Genomic DNA, 24,305 nt, shown 5'->3' on the forward strand with positions numbered 1-24,305 from the left:
ATACTTATATTAAGAGTATAGCTATCTCTCATACTAGACTCATCATTTTTAAAATTGGCTTAAAAATGTATCAATTTGTTCAATAGTTTTACGTTCTTTACCAATATATTCGCCTACTTGTTGACCGTTTTTAAAAACTAAAAAACTTGGAATCCCCATAATATTATGTGCAATAGCAAGATCAATGAATTCATCTCTATCTATTGTAACAAAGTTAAACGTGTCATATTTCTTTTCAAGACTAGGCAAACCCGGTTCAATCACACGACAATCAGGACACCAGTTTGCTGTAAATAAAAAAATCGTTTGTTCTTGTGTTAATGTATGAAATTGTTTCTCACTTTCAAGTTGTATCATTATTAAATGACTTCCTTTCTTAATGCTTTTATGATTATATTTCGTATTGCAATTTTGAGATTGTCTGTTCATCCAGTGCTAGAATCGATTGTTCCAGCCAAGTCCTTGCAGCGTAATAATCACGTATATCAAATACAGCATCACTACTATGAATATAACGTGCACATACACCAATAACTGCTGTTGGCACACCAATGCCTGATTGATGAATCACACCACCATCTGTGCCACCTGGTGAAATATAGTGTTGATACATGATATTATGCTGTTCTGCAATATCAATTAAAAACTTTTTAAAAGAAGGTTTTAATAGCATAGTTCCATCTTTGATACGCAACAACGCACCTTCCCCTAGTACACCCGACAAGCCTTGACGTCCTTTCATATCATTAGCAGGTGAACAATCGACAACTAATGCGACATCCGGTTCAATCAACTGTGCAGCTGCTCTTGCACCACGTAATCCCACTTCTTCTTGAACATTTGCACCAATATAAAGATCAAAATCCAATTCAACATCTTTTAATTGTTCAAGCAGTTCAATCCCTATCACACAACCATACCTATTATCCCATGCTTTAGTCGCAAAACGATATTCAGAAAGTTGTATGAGTTCTGTGCCTGGAACAATCGGATCCCCAATATTTACACCACGTGCTATCACTTCTTCACGACAGCATGCACCGATATCCAATAATAAATCTTCAATCTTCGGTGTGCCTTCCTGACCCGTTCTGAAATGCTTAGGGATATTCGCAACAACACCCATCAATTCTTCATCATCTTGTGTTAAAATTTTAAGACGTTGTCCTTGCCAGATATCATTGGCGACACCACCCAAAGCTGTAAATTTAATAAAACCTTGTTCTGTTACTTCAGTAATCATAAAACCAATTTCATCCATATGTGCAGCTACCATAACACGTCTTGCATTAGGGTTCTTGCTCTTTTTCACACCATAAAAGCCACCCATTCGATCATCTACAAATCCATCAACATAAGGTGTCATTGCCCGTTTCATATAATCACGAATACGATGTTCAAAGTTAGGCGCTCCATGCATTTCAGTTAGGTGTTTGATTAAATCTATTGTCTTGTTTGTCATATTTTCACACTCCTCTAATTGTCATTATGTTCTCACTTTAGTATATTATGATAGCTATGGTAAACTAAACTTATGTTTTGATGGGGGCGATATCATTGAAAAATATAAATAAAAATTGGCCATTAGTTATCCCTATTGCGATTGGTGTCGCAATGACTGGAAGTTACTTTTATATGCTAAACAAAAACAAGCAAAACTATTATCCTGCCGATAAAGTCATTGATTCAGTAAAAGCATACTTCAAAAATGTAACGGGTTCTTACATTGTTTATGAGCCAACAACTTATCGAAAGTTCGGTATTGAATATGAAGTTTATAAAGGAGGCATCACCGCGATACGCAATAATGAAGTTTATCATTACACTTTTATAGCGGATGCCTATGATGGTCAAGTGATCGATATTATAGAAATTTAGTAACAGAATAACGTATCCTAAGGAGCTAAAATCAAACAGATCTTTTGCTGTTGATGATTAGCTCCCTTTACTTTATCTATCTTAATAAATTGGACGTTTTATTGCCTCTGCTATTGTTTTTTCATCATCCTTAAACTTCACAGCTAAATAATGAACGTCATGATAAAATAGAAACCAATAGTTTTGAGCAATATAGTAACGTGTGAGACGTTCTTTGGCACGAATAGACTGCATCGGATAATCATCATACGCGCTTACCCATAGAGGATTGACATGTGCAGCAGTCGATAATATATCTGCCATATGAACTGCTTTTTCTCCTTCGCTTTCAACTTCAATAATGACATGTCCAAAACTATGACCACCCGTATGGCGCATCGTGATACCCGGATAAGGTGTGATATGATCTTCAAAAAAAATCGTACGTCTTTCGTAATCCCCTCTATTTTGTGGCCAATATGTTGCCTTACTTCTTATATTAGGGCTTATGAATTCATGCCATTCATCTTGTTGGATATAGTGTTGTGCGTTAGGGTAAACGTCGCTACCATCAGCATCTTTCAAGCCCGTCGCATGATCAAAATGCATATGTGTCATCAATACTAGATCAATATCTTCTGGTGTTAAATTAAACTGTGCTAAACTTTCAACAATTGTCGCCTCTTGTCCTACACCATAATTACGTTTTTGCTTTTCCGTCAAATGTCCTGTACCAATACCTGCATCAATTACAATATTACAATCACCCGTACGAATTAAAATAGGGTGTGTCGTTAACGGAACTTGATTTTTCTCATTCGACGGATATTTCTTTGACCATAATGGTTTGGGTACTACTCCAAATATTGCACCACCATCCATTTGTACATTACCACCATTAAGCGTATCAATTTGGAATTTACCAAGTTGCATCCCATTTTCCCCCTTTATCCTATTCATAAATGATCTTAGCTTTCTATATTGTCATATACTTTCATGTACAGTTCAAACAAAAAGAATGGCGTTTTTTATATCTTGTTATCACATTAAAATTACCTCACACAAATAAAAGGCTAAGACAACGATATGCCTTAACCCTAACTCTTTTTAGTATTTGTATGAAATTTTGCTTCCATCCGATAAATACGTGATCCTTTTTCAGCGAATTTATGTTCATATTCAGTTGGTATATTATCACCTTCATCTTCTTCATGTAGGTTCAAATTAATTTTTGTGAAATACATACCATACTGAGACATACTTTCTAAACTATATGCAAAAAGACCTCGATTATCTGTCTTAAAATGTATATCTCCATCAGTTGCTAAAATGTACTCGTAAATATTTAAAAACGTATGATAAGTTAAACGCCTTTTAGTATGCCGTGTTTTAGGCCAAGGGTCAGAGAAGTTCAAATAGATACGTGCAACTTCATGTGGTAAAAAATAATCCGTTAATACGACTGCATCATTGCATAATAATTTTATATTGGATAACTGTTGCGCTCTCACTTTATCTAACACACGAACCATTACATTTTTATCACGCTCAATCGCAATATAATTAATATGTGGATGACGTGCTGCCAATGTCGTAATAAATTGTCCCATACCTGACCCTACTTCAATATGAATCGGATGGTCGTTATCGAACCATTGAGAGACCGATTGTGCATGTTGACAATCGATATCGACAATATCTGGATACTCTCGTAAATAATCTTCCGCCCATGGCTTATGCCGCATTCTCATCGCTCATAACTCCTTATATAAATAAATTACTGTTCATCACATCATTTAAAAATGCCAACCATGTATTCATGTCTTTAAAGCGTTTATGCTCTTCGCTCCATTGAATCATACCGATTGCTTGGATAACTGTATACCATTTCATACGTTTCTTTAGATCTAATGTTTCTTTCACACCATATGTTTCAAACCATGATGTCCACTGATGTTCAGGAACATAGTTGTAAAGCAGCATACCGATATCAATTGCCAAATCAGCAATCATCGCACCTTCCCAGTCCACAAGAAAAAGTTCATCTGTATCAGATAGTAACCAGTTGTTATGATTCACATCTCCGTGTACAACAGTATAAAAACGTGGATCTAATTCCGGTAGATGATCCTCTAAATACATTAATGCTTTTCTTACAACATGATGTGTCAATACTTCTCGAGACAGTGAGGCATTAATTTTGTTCAACATGATATCAGGCGTAATAGGTGTCATTTCCATACGCTTTAACATTGTCAGTAGTGGCTTGGAGTGATGGATTTTTTTTAATAGGTGAGCAACGCGATCTTGCGCCATCTCATATGCTGATAACTCTCGTCCATTTTTCCAATGTTGTGCAGTGACCACTTCACCTGTTTCAATTCGTTTCGTCCATACCAGCTTCGGTACAATACCTTCAGCCGACAATGCAGCAATAAATGGATTAGAATTACGTTTTAAAAATAGTTTTTGTCCATCTTGCTCTGCCATATATGCTTCACCAGAGGCACCGCCTGCTGAATCTAATGTCCATCCCAACTGATAAAACTGCTCCACAATATGTTCACCTCACTTTCGTAATGAGAAAAGGGAGTGGAGCCGACACCTCCCAAATAATGAGGGAATCATTGTCGCTCCACCCCGGCTAATAGTGATATTGAATAAGTATTAAGCGTACACTTTTCAATAAAAAAACCATTGCCAATAGCCTATTTAAGGCTGAGATATTTCTATGATGTCTCAGCCTCTTATTCTCGTTGCTATGTCGATTCTTAATTTTCACGTTCTGTTTTAACACTCATTAATTAGTTTATAGTCATTAGCAACTTTTTTCAACCAAAAATGAAACACAAAATGTGACTTTTTACTTACACATTTATAAGAATACATAACAAAGTAAATTTATCTATTTATTCTGTCGATTCAATCTAAAAAACCGAAGTAAACTTTGACAAAATTGTCTTTTTACCTCGGTTTTTATGATTAAGATAAATCATATAATAGAACAGAATTGGATCTAGTTGTCCACCTTTAACAACGCATACAATTCACTTCATATCACTTCAAGTTCTAATCAAATTTATTCGTGTGAGTGAGATTCAATATAACGATCAAAACCTTTTTGTAACTTTCTTGTAACTGGTCCAACTTGACCATCTTTAACAACTTGACCATCGATTTTCACAACAGGCATCACTTCTGCAGATGTACTCGAGATAATGACTTCATCTGCATTTTTTAAAAATTCAACACTGAAAGGTTCTTCGTGGAAAGTAATACCTTCATCATCACAAATCCATTGAATCACACGTCTTGTAATGCCATTCAAAATTAAATGATTTGCAGGATGTGTATGTACAATACCATCTTTAATCGCATAAACATTACTTGAGGCGCCTTCTGTTACTATACCATTACGATGTTGAATTGCTTCTTCAGCATTATATTTTGTCGCATACTCTTTGGCTAGAACATTGCCAAGTAAATTTAAACTTTTAATATCGCAGCGCAACCAACGAATGTCTTCTGTCGTCATAACTGTTACACCGTCTTCTAATGCTTTATATGGACGGTCATATGCTTTAACAAATGCTGTCAAAACAGGTTCAACAGACGGTGTCGGGAACGCATGATCTCTAGGTGCTACACCTCTTGTCACTTGCATATAGACCCCACCGTCTGTTACACCATTTGCCTCAGCTAAGAGACGAACACTTTTGGTTAAAGATTCGACAGTGTAGTCAACGTCTAGTCCAATCTCTCCTGCACTTCTTAGCAAACGTTCAAAATGCTCTTGTGCTGTAAAAAGTTTATTATCATACAAGCGAACATATTCATAAATACCATCACCAAAATTATACCCTCTATCATTGAATGCGACTTTAGCCTCTTTTTCATCCACCAACACATCATTGATTAAAACTTTTGTCATCCTCATCCCTCCACACAAATTGAATAAATTGCTTCTAAATAAATACTTGTTGCATTAAATAATTGTTTTTTTGTAATGTATTCATTCTTTTGATGCATCAAATCTTCAGAGTCATCAAACATCGCTCCAAATGCCACTCCTTTTGCAAGATTACGTGCATATGTTCCTCCACCAATTGTATATGAAGGCGACATATCTCCAGTTTGATTGCGATATGCTTCCAATAATTTTTGAACGAATGGTTCATCTGGGTTTACATAATGTGGTACTTGGACTTTGCCTACATCCAATCCAAAACCTTGCTCATGAATTACCACCTTAAACTGTTGAATTGCATGTTCAAAGTCAAAACCGTCAGGGTAGCGTAAATTAACACCAAATATTCCGCCTTTATCACGGTCATACTTTAAAATACCAATATTTGTTGTTAAATCCCCCATTTGTTCAGTATGGTACTGCATACCTATTTTTTCACCAAAATGAGAATCAAACAAATATCTTTCGCTAAACGCAACCCAATCTTTGGCTTTTTGGTTTAAATTTAATGTCGATAAGAAATGTATCAAGTATAACCCAGCATTTACCCCAATTGATGGATCCATACCATGTACTGCCTTACCATATACAGTGAGTTTTAATATACCACTATCTACTTCATGATGTCCTTCAAGTGAATGCTCAGACAAAAATGTATCAAATTGTTGGATTGTATTGGTCATATTTTCTTTTACCAACAAATCTGCTGTTGCAGTATCAGGGACCATATTATAGCGCTCTCCCGATATGAAATGATGTAATTCGATTTCAGGCTCATCATTATCATGTACATCTACTTGCTGATAAATATCAAAAGTTGTAATTCCTTTCTCACCGTGAATAAGCGGAAACTCTGCATCAGGTGCAATGCCTATTGTCGGCATTTCTTCCGTTTCAAAGTAACGATCAGTACATTTCCAATCCGATTCTTCATCTGTGCCGATAATAATATGAATTCTTTTTTTCCAATCAACCTTCATATCATTTAAAATTTTCACAGCATAATACGCAGCAATTGTTGGTCCCTTATCATCCAAAGTACCACGAGCAATAATGCGATCTTCTGTTACGACTGGTTCAAACGGCGGTGTGTCCCAATCATCTCCAGCAGGTACTACATCAACATGACCTAAGATACCAAATAAATCTTCACCTTGACCTACCTCAATACGTCCAGCTAAATGATCCGTATCAAATGTTTGGAATCCATCTCTTTTAGCCAATGCGTACATATAATCCAAGGCTTCTCTCGGTCCCGGCCCTAATGGGGCATCTTTCGTAGCTTCGGCATCATTGCGTACAGATTGAATGGCTAATAACCCTTTCAAATCGTCAATGATTTGATTTTCATATTCCTTTACTTTCTCTCTCCACATGCGGATCAACTTCTTTCTAACTTGATATGCTTTCTATTTTACATGATTTATAAACCAAACAACAGTATGAACCTATTCTATTTTAAATTTTCTGACAACATTGCTACTTAAATCTTTAAATGTACGAGTTAAATATAAAACTAAAAAGGATTAGAAAAGATGGATAGCCTCAATAAAGTATAAAACACAAAACAGAGCTGAGAGAAAACGTGTGGATTTCATCTCAGCTCTGTATGATTCATAAAGAAATTCTTTTTTAGTACGATTTCATTTAAATTTTATAATTCAATGTCACCCTACTTTTGCTGTTGCTTTAATAGATTGATGGTTTCATCATTTAAATTTTGAGTCACATCTCCTCCACCTTCAGCAACAAAATCTGACTCTTTTGTATGTTCAGCAGATACATTATCTTTCTGTAACAGCTGTTCTTTTTTTTCATTTAAGAATGCTTTAGGATTTTGCTTTACATTCTCAACATAGCCCTTGGGATTTTCTTTTACTTTGTTGATTTCATCCGTGGCTACTGAACCCAGCTGTGACGCTTTATCTTGAGCAAATCGTTTGTATTCTTCTGGATTGTCTTTGTAGTCATTATATACCTTTTTTAACTTGTCACGTCTTTCTTTGTTAGATAATGCTACCGCTGCTGCTGCACCACCGATACCGATAACAGCTCTTAGTAATTTACTAGACTTTGCCATTGTTATCACCTCTATTTTAATATTAATTCAAAGTTACCCTTTTTCATCTAAGTTAAACCTGATTGAATTCTTTTTATTGATCAAACAATGCAATCTCCTCAGAAGTTAACTTGCGATAATCTCCAAGTGCTAGCTGTTCATCAAGTTGCAAACTACCGATTGATACACGCTTTAGATAGATGACTTCATTGTCTATTGCATGAAACATTCTCTTGACTTGATGATACTTTCCCTCATGAATTGTAACATACCCAAAATTTTCTGGTGTTGCAATAGTCAATTGTGCAGGTTTCAACAAACCTTCTGATAAATGAATACCTGCTTTAAATTGTTCGATATCTGACTCACGTATCGCTTTAGCTGCTTCAACGTAATAACATTTTGGAACGTGTTTCTTTGGACTCATCACTCGGTGGTTAAACTGCCCATCGTTCGTAATGAGGAGTAACCCTTCTGTATCTTTGTCTAAACGTCCAACAGGAAATAAATCTAAATGCTGATATGTTGTAATTAAGTCAATTACTGTCTGATATTGCTCATCTTCTGTTGCAGAAATGACTCCTGCTGGTTTATTGAGCATCAAATATACATACGGTTCGTAGTGAATCATTTTACCCGATACACACACACGATCTTGTTCACCATCAATGTGCGTCTTAGGACTTTTTATGATTGTATCATTTATAGTAACATGACCTTTCTTCAATAATGTTTTAACTTCAGTGCGTGTGCCGACACCCATTTGTGCTAAAAACTTATCAATGCGCATTAAAGAAAACCAAACCTTCCACGTATTTTATTAGGAATACCTCCTAAAAATTTATCTGCAAGACGTGTTTTCATTGTAATCACACCATATATTACAACACCCACTATCGCACCTATTACCGTAATAATCAATGCACCTACTTGGCTTACTGGTGAAATAAAGAGATGTAATAAAAAGTATACGCCTTCTACACCAATCATCATAATAAAACCATAAATTAAAATCTGACCCACATCAATCATCGTATCCGTTAACTTAAAGCCGGCATATTTTTTCAGAATAAATAAGCTACACGCAATTGCAAATAAAAGTGCAATAGCTGTACTTAAAATAGCACCAGCTGTATGGAATATAACAATCAATGGATGGTTTAACACGAGCTTAATAATAACAGCACCTAAAATTACAAATACTGTTAATTTTTGCTTATCAATTCCTTGCAGCATTGAAGCAATAACACTTAATAATGAAATCAATATTGCGACTGGTGCGTAAATAAAGAGTAAGCGACTGCCATCAAGACTAAATTCATAAAAAACGGTGTACAACGGTACAGCAAGTGCCATAATCCCCATACTTGCTGGAACTGTAATAAACATTAATACACCTAATGCAGTTTGAATCTGCTTATGCATCTCTTTATAATTACCCTCTTCATAGGTTTTCGTAATGAACGGAATTAAACTAATCGCAAAGCCTGCTGCTAGTGATGTTGGAATCATCACAATTTTATTCGTCGTCATGTTCAAAATTGTAAAAAACATATCTTGCATATGATGTGATACGCCTGCTACATCTAGCGCGTTATTATGTGTCAGTTGATCAACAATCATAAATAATGGGTAATTTAAACTGACAATAACAAAAGGTATACTATATGAAATAATTTCCTTATACATTTGTGTATACGACACATCGATACCTGTATGGTCTGAGTCTACCATGGCATGAATACCTTTACGACGTTTTATCCAATACCACCATAAAGTCAAAATACCTACCACTGCTCCAATCGCTGCACCGAATGTTGCAATACCATTCGCAAGCAGCATAGAACCATGAAATACATTTAAAACGAGATAACTCCCGACTAAAATAAAAATAATTCTTGCAACCTGTTCAGTTACTTCTGACACAGCTGTAGGTCCCATCGATTTGTAACCTTGGAACACGCCACGCCATGTTGCCAATACGGGAATAAAGATCACAACAAAACTAATCGTACGGATAATATTAGTAATTTGATCTACCGTCCACCCCGCATTTTGATCTGTATTATTGGCTATTGTAATCGATGCAATCATTGGTGATAGTGCATAGAGTACAATGAAACCTAATACCCCTGTAATACTCATTACAATAAAACTAGATTTATACAACTTTTGACTAACACGATATGCTCCCATTGCATTGTACTTTGCAACATATTTTGAAGCTGCTAATGGGACCCCTGCCGTTGCAACTGCAATGGCAATATTATAAGGGCCATATGCGTAGTTGAATGGTGCAAGATTGTCTGCCCCACCAATAATGCGATAAAACGGAATAATGTATAAAATCCCTAAAATTTTAGTGATTAAGATACTTAAAGTTAATAAAAACGTCCCCCGTACCAATTCCTTATTTTCACTCATAAATTCATCTACCTACTTTTGCAGTTTTTGAAACACTCATTATAGCATACCAATATAATTATACACATAAACTAATTATGATAAAATCAATATATTATGAACTAAAGGAGAAATTCATATATGTATCAAACTATCATCGTCGGTGGCGGACCGAGTGGTATTATGGCTGCTATATCTGCCAGTCAAAACAATCAACGTGTACTACTCATAGAAAAGAAAAAAGGGCTTGGACGGAAACTAAAAATATCTGGAGGTGGACGATGTAATGTCACAAATAACCTCCCCCATGATGAAGTAATTCGTCACATCCCAGGCAACGGGAAGTTTTTATACAGCCCATTTACATTATTCGATAACCAAGCAATCATTAAGTTCTTTGAAAGTCGTGGTCTTCAGCTTAAAGAGGAAGATCACGGCCGTATGTTTCCAATAACAGATCAATCACAAGATGTCTTAAATGTTCTTATTGATGAGATGAATAAACATCATGTTGAAATTCTTGAAGAAAGCCCCGTTGTAAATATCACAAAAAAAGAACAACTCTATGAAGTTACACTAAGTGATCATCGCGTATTTAATGCAGCTACCGTTATTATTGCAACAGGGGGTACAAGTGTTCCACACACAGGTTCAACAGGTGATGGATATCATTTTGCACGTGCATTGGGGCATACCATTACAGAACTTTTTCCAACCGAAGTTCCAATTCGTTCTCACGCACCCTTTATCCGTGAACAAACATTAAAAGGATTAAGTTTAAAAAATGTCGCTTTGTCAGTTCTCAAAAAAAATGGTAAAAAAAGAGTGACACATCAAATGGATATGATTTTCACACATTTCGGTATTAGTGGACCTGCTGCTTTACGTTGTAGTCAATTTGTTTATAAAGAACAAAAACAGCAGAAACGCCAAGATATTTTTATGCAACTTGATGCTTTTCCTGATATAAATGAAGAACAGCTCAAACAAAAAATAACGCAATTATTAAAAACACAACCTGATAAAATCATTAAAAATGCACTCAAAGGCTTAATCGAAACACGTTACCTACACTTCATATTAGAACAAGCACATATTGATCCAGAGACAACCTTTCATCATATCAGTACGCAACAAATTATAGATCTCACTCATCAATTCAAAACTTTTACATTTTCAGTAAATGGAACGCTCCCCCTAGATAAAGCATTTGTTACAGGAGGCGGCATATCTATTAAAGAAATCGTACCGACAACGATGGAATCAAAGTTAAGTGAAGGTCTTTTCTTATGTGGTGAAGTGCTAGATATTCATGGTTACACAGGAGGCTATAACATCACGAGCGCTTTCGTTACAGGTTATGTCGCTGGACATTATGCTGGAACCTATATTTCCGAACAAAGATTTAAATAAATACGCTCTTTACTTAAAAAGCGATCAACATTCACGAATAATGAATGTTGATCGCTTGAATATTTAAATACTATCGTGTGTTAAACCACCATCGCCCCATGCATTCATGCCACCTTCAACATTGACTGCATCAATGCCATTTTCTGTTAAATAGTCAACCACTCTAGCACTACGTACGCCACCTGCACAAACAATATAATATGTTTTGTCTGCATCAAATGATTTCAGATGTTGCGTAATTTCTTGCATCGGAATATGTTTCGTATTTGGAATCATGCCCATTGCAACTTCATGATCTTCTCTAACATCAATAATGTGTATAGGCTCGTTACTTAATAATTTAGTTTTGAGTTCATCCACTGTAATCTCTTTCATCATCTCTCTCCTTTTATTTTGCAACAATATTAACAAGTTTTTGTGGTACTGCAATGACTTTCTTAATCTCTTTACCTTCAATATTAGCCTTGATTGTTTCTTCTGCGAGTGCAAGAGTTTCCATTTCTTCTTTGGATGTATCTTTAGGCATTTCAATTTTGGCACGAACTTTACCATTAACTTGCACGACAATCTCAACTGTATCTGCTTGTAGCATCGCTTCATCATACGTTGGCCATGGTTGATACGTTATCGTTTCTTCATAACCTAATATTGACCAGAGCTCTTCACCAATATGTGGTGCGATTGGTGCAATCATCTTCACAAAACCTTCTACATAAGCGCGATTAATTGTATCTGCTTTATAGCAATCATTAATGAAGACCATCAACTGACTAATAGCTGTGTTAAAGTTTAATGACTCATAATCATGCGTCACCTTTTTCACTGTTTGATGATACACTTGTACTAATGATGTTGTCTCCTCATCTACTACCTTGTTAGACAATGTACCTTCTTCAGTTACAAATAAGCGCCAGATACGATCTAAGAAACGGCGAGCACCATCTAACCCCGTTTCACTCCAAGCAATAGAAGCATCCAATGGTCCCATAAACATTTCATATAGGCGTAATGTATCCGCACCATGTGATGCAACAATTTCATCAGGATTAACTACATTTCCTTTTGATTTACTCATTTTTTCATTACCTTCACCAAGAATCATACCTTGATTAAACAGTTTTTGGAATGGTTCTTTTGTTGGAACCACACCTAAGTCATACAATACTTTGTGCCAGAAACGTGCGTATAATAAATGAAGTACGGCATGTTCAACACCACCAATATAGAGATCAACTGGGAGCCAATGCTTAAGTTTCTCTGGATCAGCCAACATTTGATCATTTTTAGGATCAATATAGCGCAGATAGTACCAGCAACTTCCTGCCCACTGTGGCATTGTGTTTGTTTCTCTACGCCCTCTCATTCCTGTTTCTGGATCAACTACGTTAACAAATTCATCACTGTTTGCTAAAGGAGATTCTCCTGTACCAGAGGGTTTGATTTGATCCATCTTTGGTAGCAACAATGGTAACTCAGATTCAGGTACAGTTGTCATCGAACCATCTTCCCAATGTATGATTGGAATAGGTTCTCCCCAATAACGTTGACGACTAAAGAGCCAGTCTCTCAATTTATAATTCACTTTTCGTTCGCCGGCACCTTTTGCTTCTAAAAGTGTGATTGCTTTTTCAATTGCTTCTTCATTATTCAAACCATTCAGTTCACCTGAGTTGATATGTAAACCATCACCTGTGTAGCATGGTACATCTTCACTATGCTCAATCACTGTGACAATATCTAGATCAAATGTTTGAGCAAATTCATAGTCACGTTCATCATGTCCCGGAACTGCCATCACAGCACCTGTACCATATGAGGCAAGAACATAGTCTGCAATCCAAATAGGTACTTGCTTACCAGATAATGGATGGATTGCATAAGCACCTGTAAAGACACCCGTTTTTTCTTTTGCAAGATCCGTACGTTCTAAATCTGACTTTTTAGCTGCTTCTTGTTGATATACTCTAATTTTTTCTACTTGTTCAGCCGTTGTAATCTCATCAACTAACGGATGCTCAGGACTTAAAACTAAAAACGTTGCACCATAAATCGTATCTGGACGTGTCGTAAATACTTCAATCGTCTCTTTTGATGTTTCTAAGTTAAATACTACTTTGGCTCCCTCTGAACGACCAATCCAGTTACGTTGCATATCCTTAATAGACTCTGGCCAATCTAAGTCTTCTAAATCTTCTAATAAACGATCCGCATATTCTGTAATTTTAAGTACCCATTGTTTCATTGGTCGTCGTACAACTGGATGACCCCCACGTTCAGAAACACCATCTACAACTTCTTCGTTTGACAGTACCGTACCTAGTGCCTCACACCAGTTAACGGGAATTTCATCAATGTATGCTAATCCTTTTTTATAAAGCTGAATAAAAATCCACTGTGTCCACTTATAGTATTCTGGGTCAGTTGTACTTATTTCTCTATCCCAATCATAACTAAAACCAAGCTCTTGAATTTGACGTTTAAATGTTTGAATATTTTTTTTCGTAAATTCTGCAGGATCATTGCCTGTATCCAACGCATATTGCTCTGCCGGTAACCCAAAAGCATCCCACCCCATTGGATGTAACACGTTATAACCTTGCATACGCTTATATCTTGAAATAATATCTGTCGCTGTATAACCTTCAGGATGACCAACGTGTAAGCCAGCACCTGATGGATATGGGAACATATCTAATGCATAAAATTTCTTTTGTCCTAAATGATCCTCAGCTTTAAATGTTTTATTGTTTAACCAATATTTTTGCCACTTCTTCTCAATTTGTTGATGATTATAGTTCACTGTATACTACCTCCTAAAAATAGAAAAACACCTCAAACTACTGCGCTATCATAAGGGACGACAAGTCATTGCCGCGGTACCACCCTTGTTCACATATGTGCACTTCATTGTAATAGTTGAGATGTTCTGTATTATTATTTGTCATTATCGGCAAGTTCACCTAATTGCTGACGTTAGTTTACACCACCACTAACTCTCTTTAGACGCTGATTAAGTTACTACTCCATATCAAGAGAACCACTATTGTCTCTATCAGTTATTTCATCATAATCTATCTTATTCAATTTAACGCTCAGTTGCAAGTATTATCTTTGTACCCTTAGGCGTTAAAACGTTGTATGTCCATTCCTCTATCGAATACTGTCAAAAACACTGCTGCCAATATGAGCAAGCCAATCATTGATAAAAACATGACTTGCATATTAAAATAATCTACAAGAACGCCACCAATCAATGGTCCAAATGCTTTGCCTACTGTTGAAGCCGCGTTAACAATACCTTGATACACACCATCACGTCCCTTAGGTGCAAGGTTATTCGCAATAGTCGGTACTGCTGGCCATACAAACATTTCTGCAAAAGTCATAATAACCATGCCAACAACAAAGATAGAGAAAGATGTTGCAAAGCTTGTCACATAAAACGAAATAATAAAAACGGCTATACCAAAATAAAGTTGCTTTTTTAACTGCCCTTTTAAAAGGTGAACAATAGGTATGATGAGCGGTTGACCTACTAAAATAAGGACACCATTTAATGTCCATAATAAGCTATACTGTGTCATCGAAATACCGATATCCTGTGTAAAGGAAGCAATTGTCGTTTGCCACTGTACATAAGCAATCCAGCAAAGTGCAAACATCACACAAAGTAAAATGAGTGCAGTAAAATGCTTTTTATTTTGAATGTGTGCCATCCCTTCAAGCGTTTCTTGGTGTTTCACCGTCGCACGATAATCCACCTTAAAGCGAAAAAGGGCTATAAAGAAAAAGAAAACATACATGAACAAATTTGCAATAAAGATATAGTTAAAGCTCAATTCAGCAACAACACCACCTAATGCTGCGCCAACTGCAACACCAATATTTTGTGCTAAATAAATGGCATTGAATGTCTGCCTCCCACCTTGTGGCCATATTGCACCAGCCATTGCATAAATTGCAGGGATAATCATACCCCCACCAAAGCCAAGCATGACTAACCATATCGCATACCAAGGCCAACCATGAAAGAAGTTCAAAAGTCCTGTTGCAATTAAGCTGCATATTGTACCAAGCATAATTGTGCGATAACCACCAAGTCTATCAAATAATGTCCCACCCAATAAATTGCCAGCAATCATACCAAATGAATTAATCATAAGCACAACCCCAGCTGTACTTAATGATTTGCCTAATACATCATTCATATAAATTGTATTGAGTGGCCATAAAAAACTTGCTCCTGTAATATTAATAGCCATTCCAATAACAAGCCACCATATTGTCACAGGCATTCGCATTATTATCCCTTCTCTCTTTATCTTTCGATGTTCACTATCTAATATAACACGTCGTTCTAAAAATATGATAAAATTTTGAAATACATTGTGTTAAGAAAGGACGATTATAAAATGGGCTTAGTTTTTCCATTTGCTTTTGAAAATAAGCGTTATCACACGCTTAATTATCATTTAAAAAATAAATTTGGCCAGAAAATATTCAAAGTTGCTTTGGATGGAGGATTTGATTGTCCTAATAGAGATGGTACTGTAGCACATGGAGGATGTACGTTTTGTTCAGCAGCAGGCAGTGGAGACTTTGCTGGAAATCGTGCTGACTCGATTCCCAAGCAGTTTCAAGACATCAAATCACGTATGCATGAAAAATGGCATGAAGGCCAATATATCGCGTACTTTCAAGCATTTACTAATACACACGCACCTGTTGAAGTATTGCGTGAAAAATTTGAAGCGGCATTACAAGAAGAAGGCGTTGTAGGGTTGTCTATTGGTACGCGTCCAGACTGTTTACCCGATGATGTTGTCCAATACCTTGCCGAATTGAATGAACGTACATATTTATGGGTCGAATTAGGCTTACAAACGATTCATCAGTCTACATCGGATTTAATCAATCGTGCACACGATATGTCTGTCTACTATGAGGGTATTGCTAAATTACGTCGACATAATATTAACGTATGTAGTCATATTATTAATGGTTTACCCGGTGAAAACTATGAGATGATGATGGAAACTGCCAAAGCTGTCGCAGCAATGGACGTACAAGGTATTAAAATCCATCTCCTACATTTACTTAAAGGAACACCCATGGTTAAACAATATGAAAAAGGACTATTACAATTTATGTCAAAAGAGGATTATATTCAATTAGTGTGTGATCAGCTTGAAGTCTTGCCACCTGAAATGATTGTTCACCGCATTACAGGAGATGGTCCAATCGATTTAATGGTCGGTCCAATGTGGAGTGTCAATAAATGGGAAGTGTTAAATGATATTGATGCTGAACTCGAACGTCGCAACACAGTTCAAGGCAGTCGTTATTGTTCCGAGGTGCAATTATGATTATCGAGCGGATTTTACCCTTTGCTAAGACGATGATGACTACACATGTTCACACAAATAGTACAGTCATTGACGCGACTTGCGGCAATGGATTAGATACTACTTTTTTAGCACAACTCGTTCCTAACGGGCACGTTTATGCTTGTGATATTCAAAGTCAAGCCATAGTAACAACGCGTCAACGCACAGCACAATACAGTAATGTTTCAATCATTCAAACAGGTCATGAAAAAATTATAGATTATATTCAACCTACACATTTACAGTCTTTAGATGGTGCCATGTTTAACTTAGGTTATTTGCCAAAAGGTGATAAATCTATTGTGACACGTCCAGAAACAACTATTGTAGCGATAGAACAGATTTTAAAACATCTCCGTCCTAAAGGCATTATTGTATTAGCTGTATATCCAGGTCATGAAGAAGGCAGAATTGAAAGTGAACATGTTAAACAGTATGTACAACAAATCGATCAGCAGCAGGCACATGTTCTTCAATACTCATTTATTAATCAACAAAATCACCCACCATATATTATTGCGATAGAAAAAAGAGGCTAAAATAACAAAATTCATATATCATGACATAAAAGCACTTGATATCCTTATATTTGACGGTATTTTAAATAATAAAGATATCAGTGCTTTTGTGTACTAAAAAATGGGACGGTCAACACCATCCCACCATAACCCATTTTATTCGCTTTTAACTATTCAAACCCTACATCCATGACGCTATTTTATTTGCACAAGTTCATAATTTGTGCAAAACGTTGATTGAGTTTGGCTTGTTGCACTTTAATTTCAGATGCAATCATTGCAACAAGTTCACGTTGTACTTCTGTCATATTTTGATTGTAAGAAATCATTACTGTACGTTCATCATCAACTGGGCGTTCCTTATATATCCACTGCTTATTCACTAGATGATTATATGTCCTCGAGCGCTTATAAGACTTAATCTTGACATATTCATCCATTTTTTTAAGTGTCATTGCCCCTTTTTCCCATAAAGTTAATAAAATCAAAAGTTCCTCTTTACTTAATTCAAATTTCTTGGAGACTGCATCAAAGATATACTCTATATCTTCTTGTAAAGCATACAATCCCTTAATATCATTTAATTGATCTGCTGTGCTATCTGTCATTTAAGATCCCCCATCTGTTAAACTGATCATCACTTGATACCATACCCACTCAAAGATATTTTAATCATAAATCGTACAAATTATATCCGATTTCTTTATATATATACTAAAATCGTAATAGTCTATAAAATGATCTGCCATCAAATCTATGAGATACTTGTAATAGAATCGCATTTTTTAGATTATAAGCACCTCTATTTAATTAACGATAATAAAAAAGTGAGACAAGAATCATCAGATTCTCGTCTCACTCTATTTATGTGTATTGATATAAGCATTTGGCAATATATTATTCGAATAAGTGACTAATTGAATCTTGCATATTTTTAAGAACATTAACAGAGTTTTCAAATTTAGCAGTTTCTTCTTCGTTTAATGGTGTTTCAATAATTCGTACAGCACCTTCTGCATTAATAACAGTTGGAACACCTGTGTATACACCGTCAAAACCATATTCACCTTCTAAATAGCTAGATACTGTTAATACCACGTTTTGATTGCGTAATATTGCTTTTGAAATATGCATCAATCCCATAGCTACACCATAGTATGTTGCACCTTTAGCTTTGATAATATCATACGCTGCATCACGTGTATTAACATAAATATCTTCAATGAGATGTTCTTTTTCTGGATTTTCTTTTAAAATATCATATAACGGTCTTCCAGCAATTGTTGCACTTGACCATACAGGTACTTCAGAATCGCCATGCTCACCAATAATATTTGCATGTACACTTGATGGTGCTACATCAAATTCTTCACTTAATAAGTGTTTAAAACGTGCTGTATCTAAAATCGTACCTGAACCGATAACTTTATGTTTTGGTAAACCTGAGTATTTTAATGTAACATATGTCAAAATATCAACAGGATTTGCGGCAATTAAGAAAATGCCATCAAAGCCACTATCCATAATCGATGTTACGATGCCTTTATAAATTTTAGCATTTTTCTCGACAAGGTCTAAACGTGTCTCTCCGACTTTTTGAGGTGCACCTGCACAAATTACAACTAAGTCAGCATCTCCACAGTCTTCATATTTTCCAGCTTTTACTTTAACAGGAGACATTGCATAAGGCGCACCATGATTTAAATCAAGTACATCTCCAAGTACTTTGTCTTCATTAATATCGATAATAACAAGTTCATCTGCAATGCCTTGACTTACCATTGTAAACGCATAACTTGCACCAACTGCTCCATTACCTACTAATACAACTTTATTACCTTTGTTCGACATAAAGATTCTCTCCAATCTATCTACTTCAATATTATACATCTTCATTGTGAAGTATTTCACATTTATAATTTAACATGCTTTTATTATAAGTTCAAGCATAATTGTAGAGATTAAGATATTTTATTTATATATAACATCACTTTAATAATATTTTTAAAAATATATGGTAGTTTTGCTCTCGATATTTTATTGTGGCGTATTTTCATCTTCTACTACAAAACCAATAGAATGCACACGATTATTTAAAAAGCTCAAAATATAACGCATCACCGCTTCTCTTTCCACTTCATTATGAATTTCATGTGCTAAACCTTGCCACGCTTTGACATAGAGCTCATCATAATTGCGAACTGTTGTCAGTTGACGTGTTACATGAATATCTGTAATTTTATCTTCTGTTCCATACATCAAACAGAGTGGCACTTCTTTCATATTTTCAATATTTTGCGTTGTTTCTTTCATTTTGCGAATAATCGTTTGATACCAATGATAACTTACTTTTTTAATCATCAATGCATCATTGCGTGTTTCTTCCTGAACTTCTTCATTTGTTGTTAAATCTTCAACCTCAAAGCCTAGGTCAAACTTAGCTGTTTTAGACATATCTCCAATATTAGATGACAATATATTCTTACGCGTTTGCATATTATTTTTAAATGCTAAAAGTGGAGAAATTAATACAAGTCCTTCGATTGCCAAGTCTACTTTTTCAAGTAAATGGGTTGCAATTAAACCGCCTAGTCCAACTCCTATAACGAAAATGGGAAGATGGTACTCTTCAGCAATTTTCAGCCATTCTAACACTGATTCATGATATTCCTCAAAATATTCAATTTGTCCTTTGTTCATACGTGAAGTTTGACCTTGTCCGGGTAAATCTCCCATGATGACATGATAACCATTACGTCTGAGATGTGTAATAACATAGGCATAACGCCCTGTATGTTCAAGCATATTGTGAACAATCACAACGATACCTTTTGCTTCATTTACTGTTTCCCATTTCCACATAATACCTTACCTTTCTTATTTAACACTGTTTATCCTTATTATATCGTGACCCCTTCTACAATTGCTAATAAAATAAAAAGTTCTTTGAATATTGATTGTATAGCTCAAAATGAACATTACACGAAAAATTATTATTAATGTACTTAGTAAACGTTTCTTCATCATTCATCTTTTCACAAAATATACCATACGCATAAAAATACATTTTGTTTCTTTTCTGTTTTTCAACCCGAATGAAGTATTTAATCTTATTTTTTGTAAATATTTATATTAAAAACGTTTTCCTCCCCTTAATGTTCGTGATACACTGTAAATAATCAGTAAACAATGTAAATGGGAGGAATAGAAATGGGCTTAGTTAAAAACTTTTTTATTGCTTTATCGAATAATGCGTTTTTAAATTCATCAGCTAAAAAGTTAGGGCCTTCTTTAGGGGCAAACAAAGTGGTCGCAGGTAACTCAATCGAGGATGTTGTTAAAACTATTCAACGTCTAAATAAAAAAAACATTGCTGCAACTGTTGATAATTTAGGGGAATTTGTCAATACAAAACAAGAAGCGATTGCAGCTAAAAATGATATCTTAAAAATTATGTCTGCGATTCATGAACATCATTTAGATGCGCATGTTTCTATTAAACTCAGCCAGCTCGGTGCAGAATTTGACCAACAACTTGCTTATGACAATGTTCATGAAATCGTACAAAAGGCAGCAGAATATAATCAAATGCACATCAATTTTGATACCGAAAAATATGATAGTCTGTCAGATATTACACATACACTAGATCAATTGAAGTCTGAATTTTCAAATGTTGGAACAGTTATTCAAGCTTACTTGTTTAAAGCTGACGAATTGATTGATAAATATCCTGATTTACGTCTTCGTTTGGTAAAAGGGGCTTATAAAGAATCACCTTATATCGCTTATCAATCCAAAGAAGAAATCGATACAAATTACATCCGTTTAATCGAAAAGCGTTTATTAAATGCTAAAAACTTTACATCTATTGCAACACATGATCACAATATTATTAACCATGTTAAAGCATTTGCTAAAACACATCATATTGATAAATCTCAATTCGAGTTCCAAATGTTATATGGTTTTCGTTCAGAATTAGCGGAATCTATTGCTAAAGAAGGTTATCACTTTACAATCTATGTTCCATACGGTGATGATTGGTTCGGTTACTTTATGAGACGTCTTGCTGAACGTCCGCAAAACTTAATTCTTGCTGTTAAGGAGTTTGTTAAACCAAAATCATTAGCAGTGATAGGTGCTGCCGGTGTCATCATCGCTCTTCTAAGTAAAATTTGTACGAAGCATAAATAATTGCAATACAACTACATACTTTTTTGTAGCTATATATTTATATGACATCAAAAACAAGTAGCCCTCACTCTATTCGAATGAGGGCTACTTGTTTTTGAATATCACTATATATAGAAGATGGAACCCTCTTCTTAAATGATAAAGAGGACACCTTTTTTTCGCATACTAGAAATTTTTGTATCTCTTTTCTGTTAACCGAGCGCTTTCATTAAATTTGCCATTTCAATTGCACCTACTGCAACTTCAGCGCCTTTATTTCCAGCTTTTGTACCAGCTCTTTCAATTGCTTGTTCAATATTTTCAGTTGTCAGCACACCAAATATAACAGGTACGCCTGTATCATCACTTACTTTAGCAATTCCCTTAGCAGCTTCGTTACATACATAGTCATAATGCGATGTTGCGCCGCGAATGACACATCCTAATGTAATAATCGCATCATAGTTATCTGACTGTGCCATTTTTTTCGCAACAATAGGTAATTCAAATGCACCAGGTACATACGCAATATCAATATCTGTCTCAGCTACTTGATGACGTTGCAATGCGTCCATAGCACCATCTACTAAACGACCTGTAATAAAATCATTAAAACGGCTTACTACAATTCCGATTTTTAGTCCTTGTCCTACGAGTTGTCCTTCAAATTTCATATTCATTTCCTCCCATTAAATAAGATGTCTCATTTTATTCTTTTTCACTTGCATATACTCATAATTATGTGGGTTCAATTCAGTCACTAATGGAATACGTGTGGTCATCGTAATACCATAATGCGCTAATCCTTCAAATTTTTCCGGATTATTTGTTAGTAAATTTACAGTTTGAATACCAAAATACTTTAAAATTTGTGCGGCATTGTCATAATCACGCATATCCGGCTTAAAACCTAATGCTTCATTCGCTGAAACAGTATTATAACCTCGCTCTATCAATTCATATGCTTTTAATTTATTCATCAGGCCAATACCACGACCTTCTTGTGGTAAATAAATAATCATTCCACCATTATCTTGAATATATGACATAGCAGCTTCTAATTGTTCTCCACAATCACAACGCGCACTATGGAAAATATCTCCTGTTGCACAAGCAGAATGGATGCGTACATTCATTTGCTCGTGAATATCGCCTTTTACAATTGCTAATAATTCTGATCTATCAATATCCGAAGTAAAACCATACATATCAAAATCACCGTAACGTGTCGGTAATTTCACCTTAGCTTCTTCGGTAATTAATGTTTCATTCGTTTTAATATATGCAACCAATGCTTCAATGGTAATCATGCATAGATTATGCTTCTCTTTAAATAATTGTAATTTTTCACCTTTTGCCATTGTGCCGTCTTCATTCATAATTTCACAAATGACTCCTGCTGGTCGAGCATTTGTCAATTTCGCCAAATCTACTGCAGCTTCTGTATGACCACGACGTCCCAGCACACCATGTGGATTTGCGATCAACGGGAACATATGACCCGGCTGGTTAAATGTGTGCGATGACATATTAGGATCGATCAAAGCACGTGCTGTTTTGGTACGTTCAATTGCACTAATACCTGTTGTTGATGTCACATGATCAATGCTCACTGTAAAAGCTGTGGCATGTGGATCTGTATTATGGTGTACCATTGCGTCAATACCTGCTTGCTGTGCAATGCTGTGATCAATTGGGCAACAAATCAAGCCTCTTCCGTATTTCGCCATAAAGTTAATCGTATCATCATTCATCCATTCGGTTATCGCAAGTAAGTCTCCTTCATTTTCTCTATCTTCATCATCACAAACGATAATCATCTCACCATTTTTTAATGCTTGTAATGCTCGTTCTATCGAATCAAACATCGTTGAAACGCCTCCTTGAAAAGTTAAAATCCTGCACGTAACAAGTCCTCTACTGTTATCCCCTCTTGCTGTGTGACAATATTTTCAACATACTTGAATAACATGTCTGTTTCTAAATGCACTGGATCTCCTTGTTGCTTGTGTGCTAATATTGTGGCTTTACGTGTTTCAGGGATTAAATGAATATCAAAGGTGGTTATCCCTTTATGAAAAACAGTCAAACTCACACCATCAACTGCAATAGCACCTTGAGGAATCAACTGTGACATGATTTTAGGAGGGGCTTTAATCGTATAAACCCATTCATTTTGCGAAGTTTTAATGTTTAATATTGTTCCTTTATCATCCACATGGCCTTGAACAAAGTGTCCTCCCAGACGACCCGTTGCTAAAAGCGCACGCTCTAAATTCACATGAGTACCTGTTTTAAGTTGTCCTAAATACGTCTTATTTTCAGTACCTAATATGACTTGTACAGTAAATGAATGATCATCAAAACTTACAACTGTTAAACATGTTCCATTCACACTAATAGAGTCACCAATATGCATATCACTCAATATTTTTTTACATTGGATGGTTAATTCAGTAGTGGGATTGCGTTTCTTTATCGTTTGAATTGTACCTATTTCTTCAACGATACCTGTAAACATGATG

General features: G+C 35.6%; 24 protein-coding genes. 5 read left to right on the forward strand and 19 right to left on the reverse strand.

The features are described 5' to 3' along the window. Nucleotides 1-48 precede the first annotated feature (48 nt). Entirely contained in the window at nt 49-357 is a 309-nt protein-coding gene (locus FGL66_RS05915; RefSeq protein WP_258007258.1) for a thioredoxin family protein, read from the reverse strand. A 34-nt stretch (nt 358-391) separates the two neighbouring features. After that, nucleotides 392-1,462 (reverse strand): M42 family metallopeptidase, encoded by a 1,071-nt coding sequence (locus FGL66_RS05920; protein WP_180808963.1) that lies wholly within the window; start codon nt 1,460-1,462, stop codon nt 392-394. A 95-nt stretch (nt 1,463-1,557) separates the two neighbouring features. On the opposite strand from FGL66_RS05920, the gene FGL66_RS05925 reads away from it, so the two are divergent. Next, nucleotides 1,558-1,878, forward strand: coding sequence for a hypothetical protein (locus FGL66_RS05925; RefSeq protein ID WP_258007259.1), 321 nt, complete (start codon nt 1,558-1,560; stop codon nt 1,876-1,878). A gap of 81 nt (nt 1,879-1,959) precedes the next feature. Here FGL66_RS05925 and FGL66_RS05930 read toward each other — a convergent pair whose 3' ends face one another. The 8 genes from FGL66_RS05930 to FGL66_RS05965 form a co-directional block, all read right to left on the reverse strand. Continuing rightward, nucleotides 1,960-2,790, reverse strand: a complete 831-nt coding sequence (locus FGL66_RS05930) for a YtnP family quorum-quenching lactonase (protein ID WP_180808965.1) — start codon at nt 2,788-2,790, stop codon at nt 1,960-1,962. Between the two features lie 164 nt (nt 2,791-2,954). Beyond that, nucleotides 2,955-3,608, reverse strand: a complete 654-nt coding sequence (trmB, locus tag FGL66_RS05935; RefSeq protein ID WP_180808966.1) for a tRNA (guanosine(46)-N7)-methyltransferase TrmB — start codon at nt 3,606-3,608, stop codon at nt 2,955-2,957. Nucleotides 3,609-3,621: 13 nt separating this feature from the next. Then, complete coding sequence (locus tag FGL66_RS05940; protein WP_180808967.1) at nt 3,622-4,413, reverse strand: phosphotransferase family protein; 792 nt, start codon at nt 4,411-4,413, stop codon at nt 3,622-3,624. 523 nt (nt 4,414-4,936) lie between these two features. Beyond that, nucleotides 4,937-5,788: a D-amino-acid transaminase gene (gene dat, locus FGL66_RS05945; protein WP_180808968.1), complete on the reverse strand. Its 852-nt coding sequence runs from the start codon at nt 5,786-5,788 to the stop codon at nt 4,937-4,939. A 2-nt stretch (nt 5,789-5,790) separates the two neighbouring features. Next, entirely contained in the window at nt 5,791-7,200 is a 1,410-nt protein-coding gene (gene pepV, locus FGL66_RS05950) for a dipeptidase PepV (protein ID WP_180808969.1), read from the reverse strand. A 296-nt stretch (nt 7,201-7,496) separates the two neighbouring features. Further along, complete coding sequence (locus FGL66_RS05955) at nt 7,497-7,904, reverse strand: YtxH domain-containing protein (protein ID WP_180808970.1); 408 nt, start codon at nt 7,902-7,904, stop codon at nt 7,497-7,499. A 73-nt stretch (nt 7,905-7,977) separates the two neighbouring features. Then, the gene (locus FGL66_RS05960; RefSeq protein ID WP_180808971.1) at nt 7,978-8,673 is read right to left on the reverse strand and encodes a pseudouridine synthase; all 696 of its coding nucleotides are present in this window, start codon (nt 8,671-8,673) and stop codon (nt 7,978-7,980) included. Continuing rightward, nucleotides 8,673-10,307, reverse strand: coding sequence for a putative polysaccharide biosynthesis protein (locus FGL66_RS05965; RefSeq protein ID WP_180808972.1), 1,635 nt, complete (start codon nt 10,305-10,307; stop codon nt 8,673-8,675). Before FGL66_RS05965 ends, FGL66_RS05960 begins: the two co-directional genes overlap by 1 nt. Before the next feature lie 120 nt (nt 10,308-10,427). Between FGL66_RS05965 and FGL66_RS05970 the strand changes: the two genes are divergently transcribed. Continuing rightward, nucleotides 10,428-11,699: a BaiN/RdsA family NAD(P)/FAD-dependent oxidoreductase gene (locus FGL66_RS05970; protein ID WP_180808973.1), complete on the forward strand. Its 1,272-nt coding sequence runs from the start codon at nt 10,428-10,430 to the stop codon at nt 11,697-11,699. Nucleotides 11,700-11,762: 63 nt separating this feature from the next. Here the strand turns inward: FGL66_RS05970 and FGL66_RS05975 are convergent, their stop codons facing one another. The 3 genes from FGL66_RS05975 to FGL66_RS05985 all read right to left on the reverse strand — a co-directional run bounded on the left by FGL66_RS05975 (nt 11,763) and on the right by FGL66_RS05985 (nt 16,000). Then, entirely contained in the window at nt 11,763-12,074 is a 312-nt protein-coding gene (locus FGL66_RS05975) for a rhodanese-like domain-containing protein (RefSeq protein WP_180808974.1), read from the reverse strand. Nucleotides 12,075-12,087: 13 nt separating this feature from the next. After that, nucleotides 12,088-14,499, reverse strand: a complete 2,412-nt coding sequence (leuS, locus tag FGL66_RS05980) for a leucine--tRNA ligase (protein ID WP_180808975.1) — start codon at nt 14,497-14,499, stop codon at nt 12,088-12,090. Nucleotides 14,500-14,818: 319 nt separating this feature from the next. Next, nucleotides 14,819-16,000: an MDR family MFS transporter gene (locus FGL66_RS05985; protein ID WP_180808976.1), complete on the reverse strand. Its 1,182-nt coding sequence runs from the start codon at nt 15,998-16,000 to the stop codon at nt 14,819-14,821. A 111-nt stretch (nt 16,001-16,111) separates the two neighbouring features. Here FGL66_RS05985 and mnmL point away from each other — a divergent pair, with 111 nt between their 5' ends. Continuing rightward, entirely contained in the window at nt 16,112-17,065 is a 954-nt protein-coding gene (gene mnmL, locus FGL66_RS05990; protein WP_180808977.1) for a tRNA modification radical SAM protein MnmL/YtqA, read from the forward strand. After that, a complete protein-coding gene (mnmM, locus tag FGL66_RS05995) occupies nt 17,062-17,625 on the forward strand; it encodes a tRNA 5-(aminomethyl)-2-thiouridylate-methyltransferase MnmM (protein WP_180808978.1) in 564 nt (187 codons plus the stop codon). Before mnmL ends, mnmM begins: the two co-directional genes overlap by 4 nt. A 179-nt stretch (nt 17,626-17,804) precedes the next feature. Here mnmM and FGL66_RS06000 read toward each other — a convergent pair whose 3' ends face one another. The 3 genes from FGL66_RS06000 to FGL66_RS06010 all read right to left on the reverse strand — a co-directional run bounded on the left by FGL66_RS06000 (nt 17,805) and on the right by FGL66_RS06010 (nt 20,466). Beyond that, complete coding sequence (locus FGL66_RS06000; protein WP_180808979.1) at nt 17,805-18,212, reverse strand: transcriptional regulator, SarA/Rot family; 408 nt, start codon at nt 18,210-18,212, stop codon at nt 17,805-17,807. 289 nt (nt 18,213-18,501) lie between these two features. Further along, nucleotides 18,502-19,455, reverse strand: a complete 954-nt coding sequence (locus FGL66_RS06005) for an L-lactate dehydrogenase (protein WP_180808980.1) — start codon at nt 19,453-19,455, stop codon at nt 18,502-18,504. Between the two features lie 186 nt (nt 19,456-19,641). Continuing rightward, a complete protein-coding gene (locus FGL66_RS06010) occupies nt 19,642-20,466 on the reverse strand; it encodes an alpha/beta hydrolase (RefSeq protein WP_180808981.1) in 825 nt (274 codons plus the stop codon). Nucleotides 20,467-20,814: 348 nt separating this feature from the next. On the opposite strand from FGL66_RS06010, the gene FGL66_RS06015 reads away from it, so the two are divergent. Further along, nucleotides 20,815-21,801, forward strand: a complete 987-nt coding sequence (locus tag FGL66_RS06015; protein ID WP_180808982.1) for a proline dehydrogenase family protein — start codon at nt 20,815-20,817, stop codon at nt 21,799-21,801. A 191-nt stretch (nt 21,802-21,992) separates the two neighbouring features. Here FGL66_RS06015 and ribH read toward each other — a convergent pair whose 3' ends face one another. From ribH to FGL66_RS06030, 3 genes are read right to left on the reverse strand one after another with little or no spacing between them, the layout of a single operon-like run. Beyond that, nucleotides 21,993-22,454, reverse strand: coding sequence for a 6,7-dimethyl-8-ribityllumazine synthase (ribH, locus tag FGL66_RS06020; RefSeq protein ID WP_180808983.1), 462 nt, complete (start codon nt 22,452-22,454; stop codon nt 21,993-21,995). A 15-nt stretch (nt 22,455-22,469) separates the two neighbouring features. Then, nucleotides 22,470-23,648 carry a GTP cyclohydrolase II gene (gene ribA / locus FGL66_RS06025; protein ID WP_180808984.1) on the reverse strand — a complete coding sequence of 393 codons (1,179 nt, stop codon included), beginning with the start codon at nt 23,646-23,648 and terminating at the stop codon, nt 22,470-22,472. Nucleotides 23,649-23,671: 23 nt separating this feature from the next. After that, nucleotides 23,672-24,301, reverse strand: a complete 630-nt coding sequence (locus tag FGL66_RS06030) for a riboflavin synthase (protein WP_180808985.1) — start codon at nt 24,299-24,301, stop codon at nt 23,672-23,674. Nucleotides 24,302-24,305 lie beyond the last annotated feature (4 nt).

This window comes from Staphylococcus sp. 17KM0847, from assembly GCF_013463155.1.
GTDB lineage: Bacteria > Bacillota > Bacilli > Staphylococcales > Staphylococcaceae > Staphylococcus.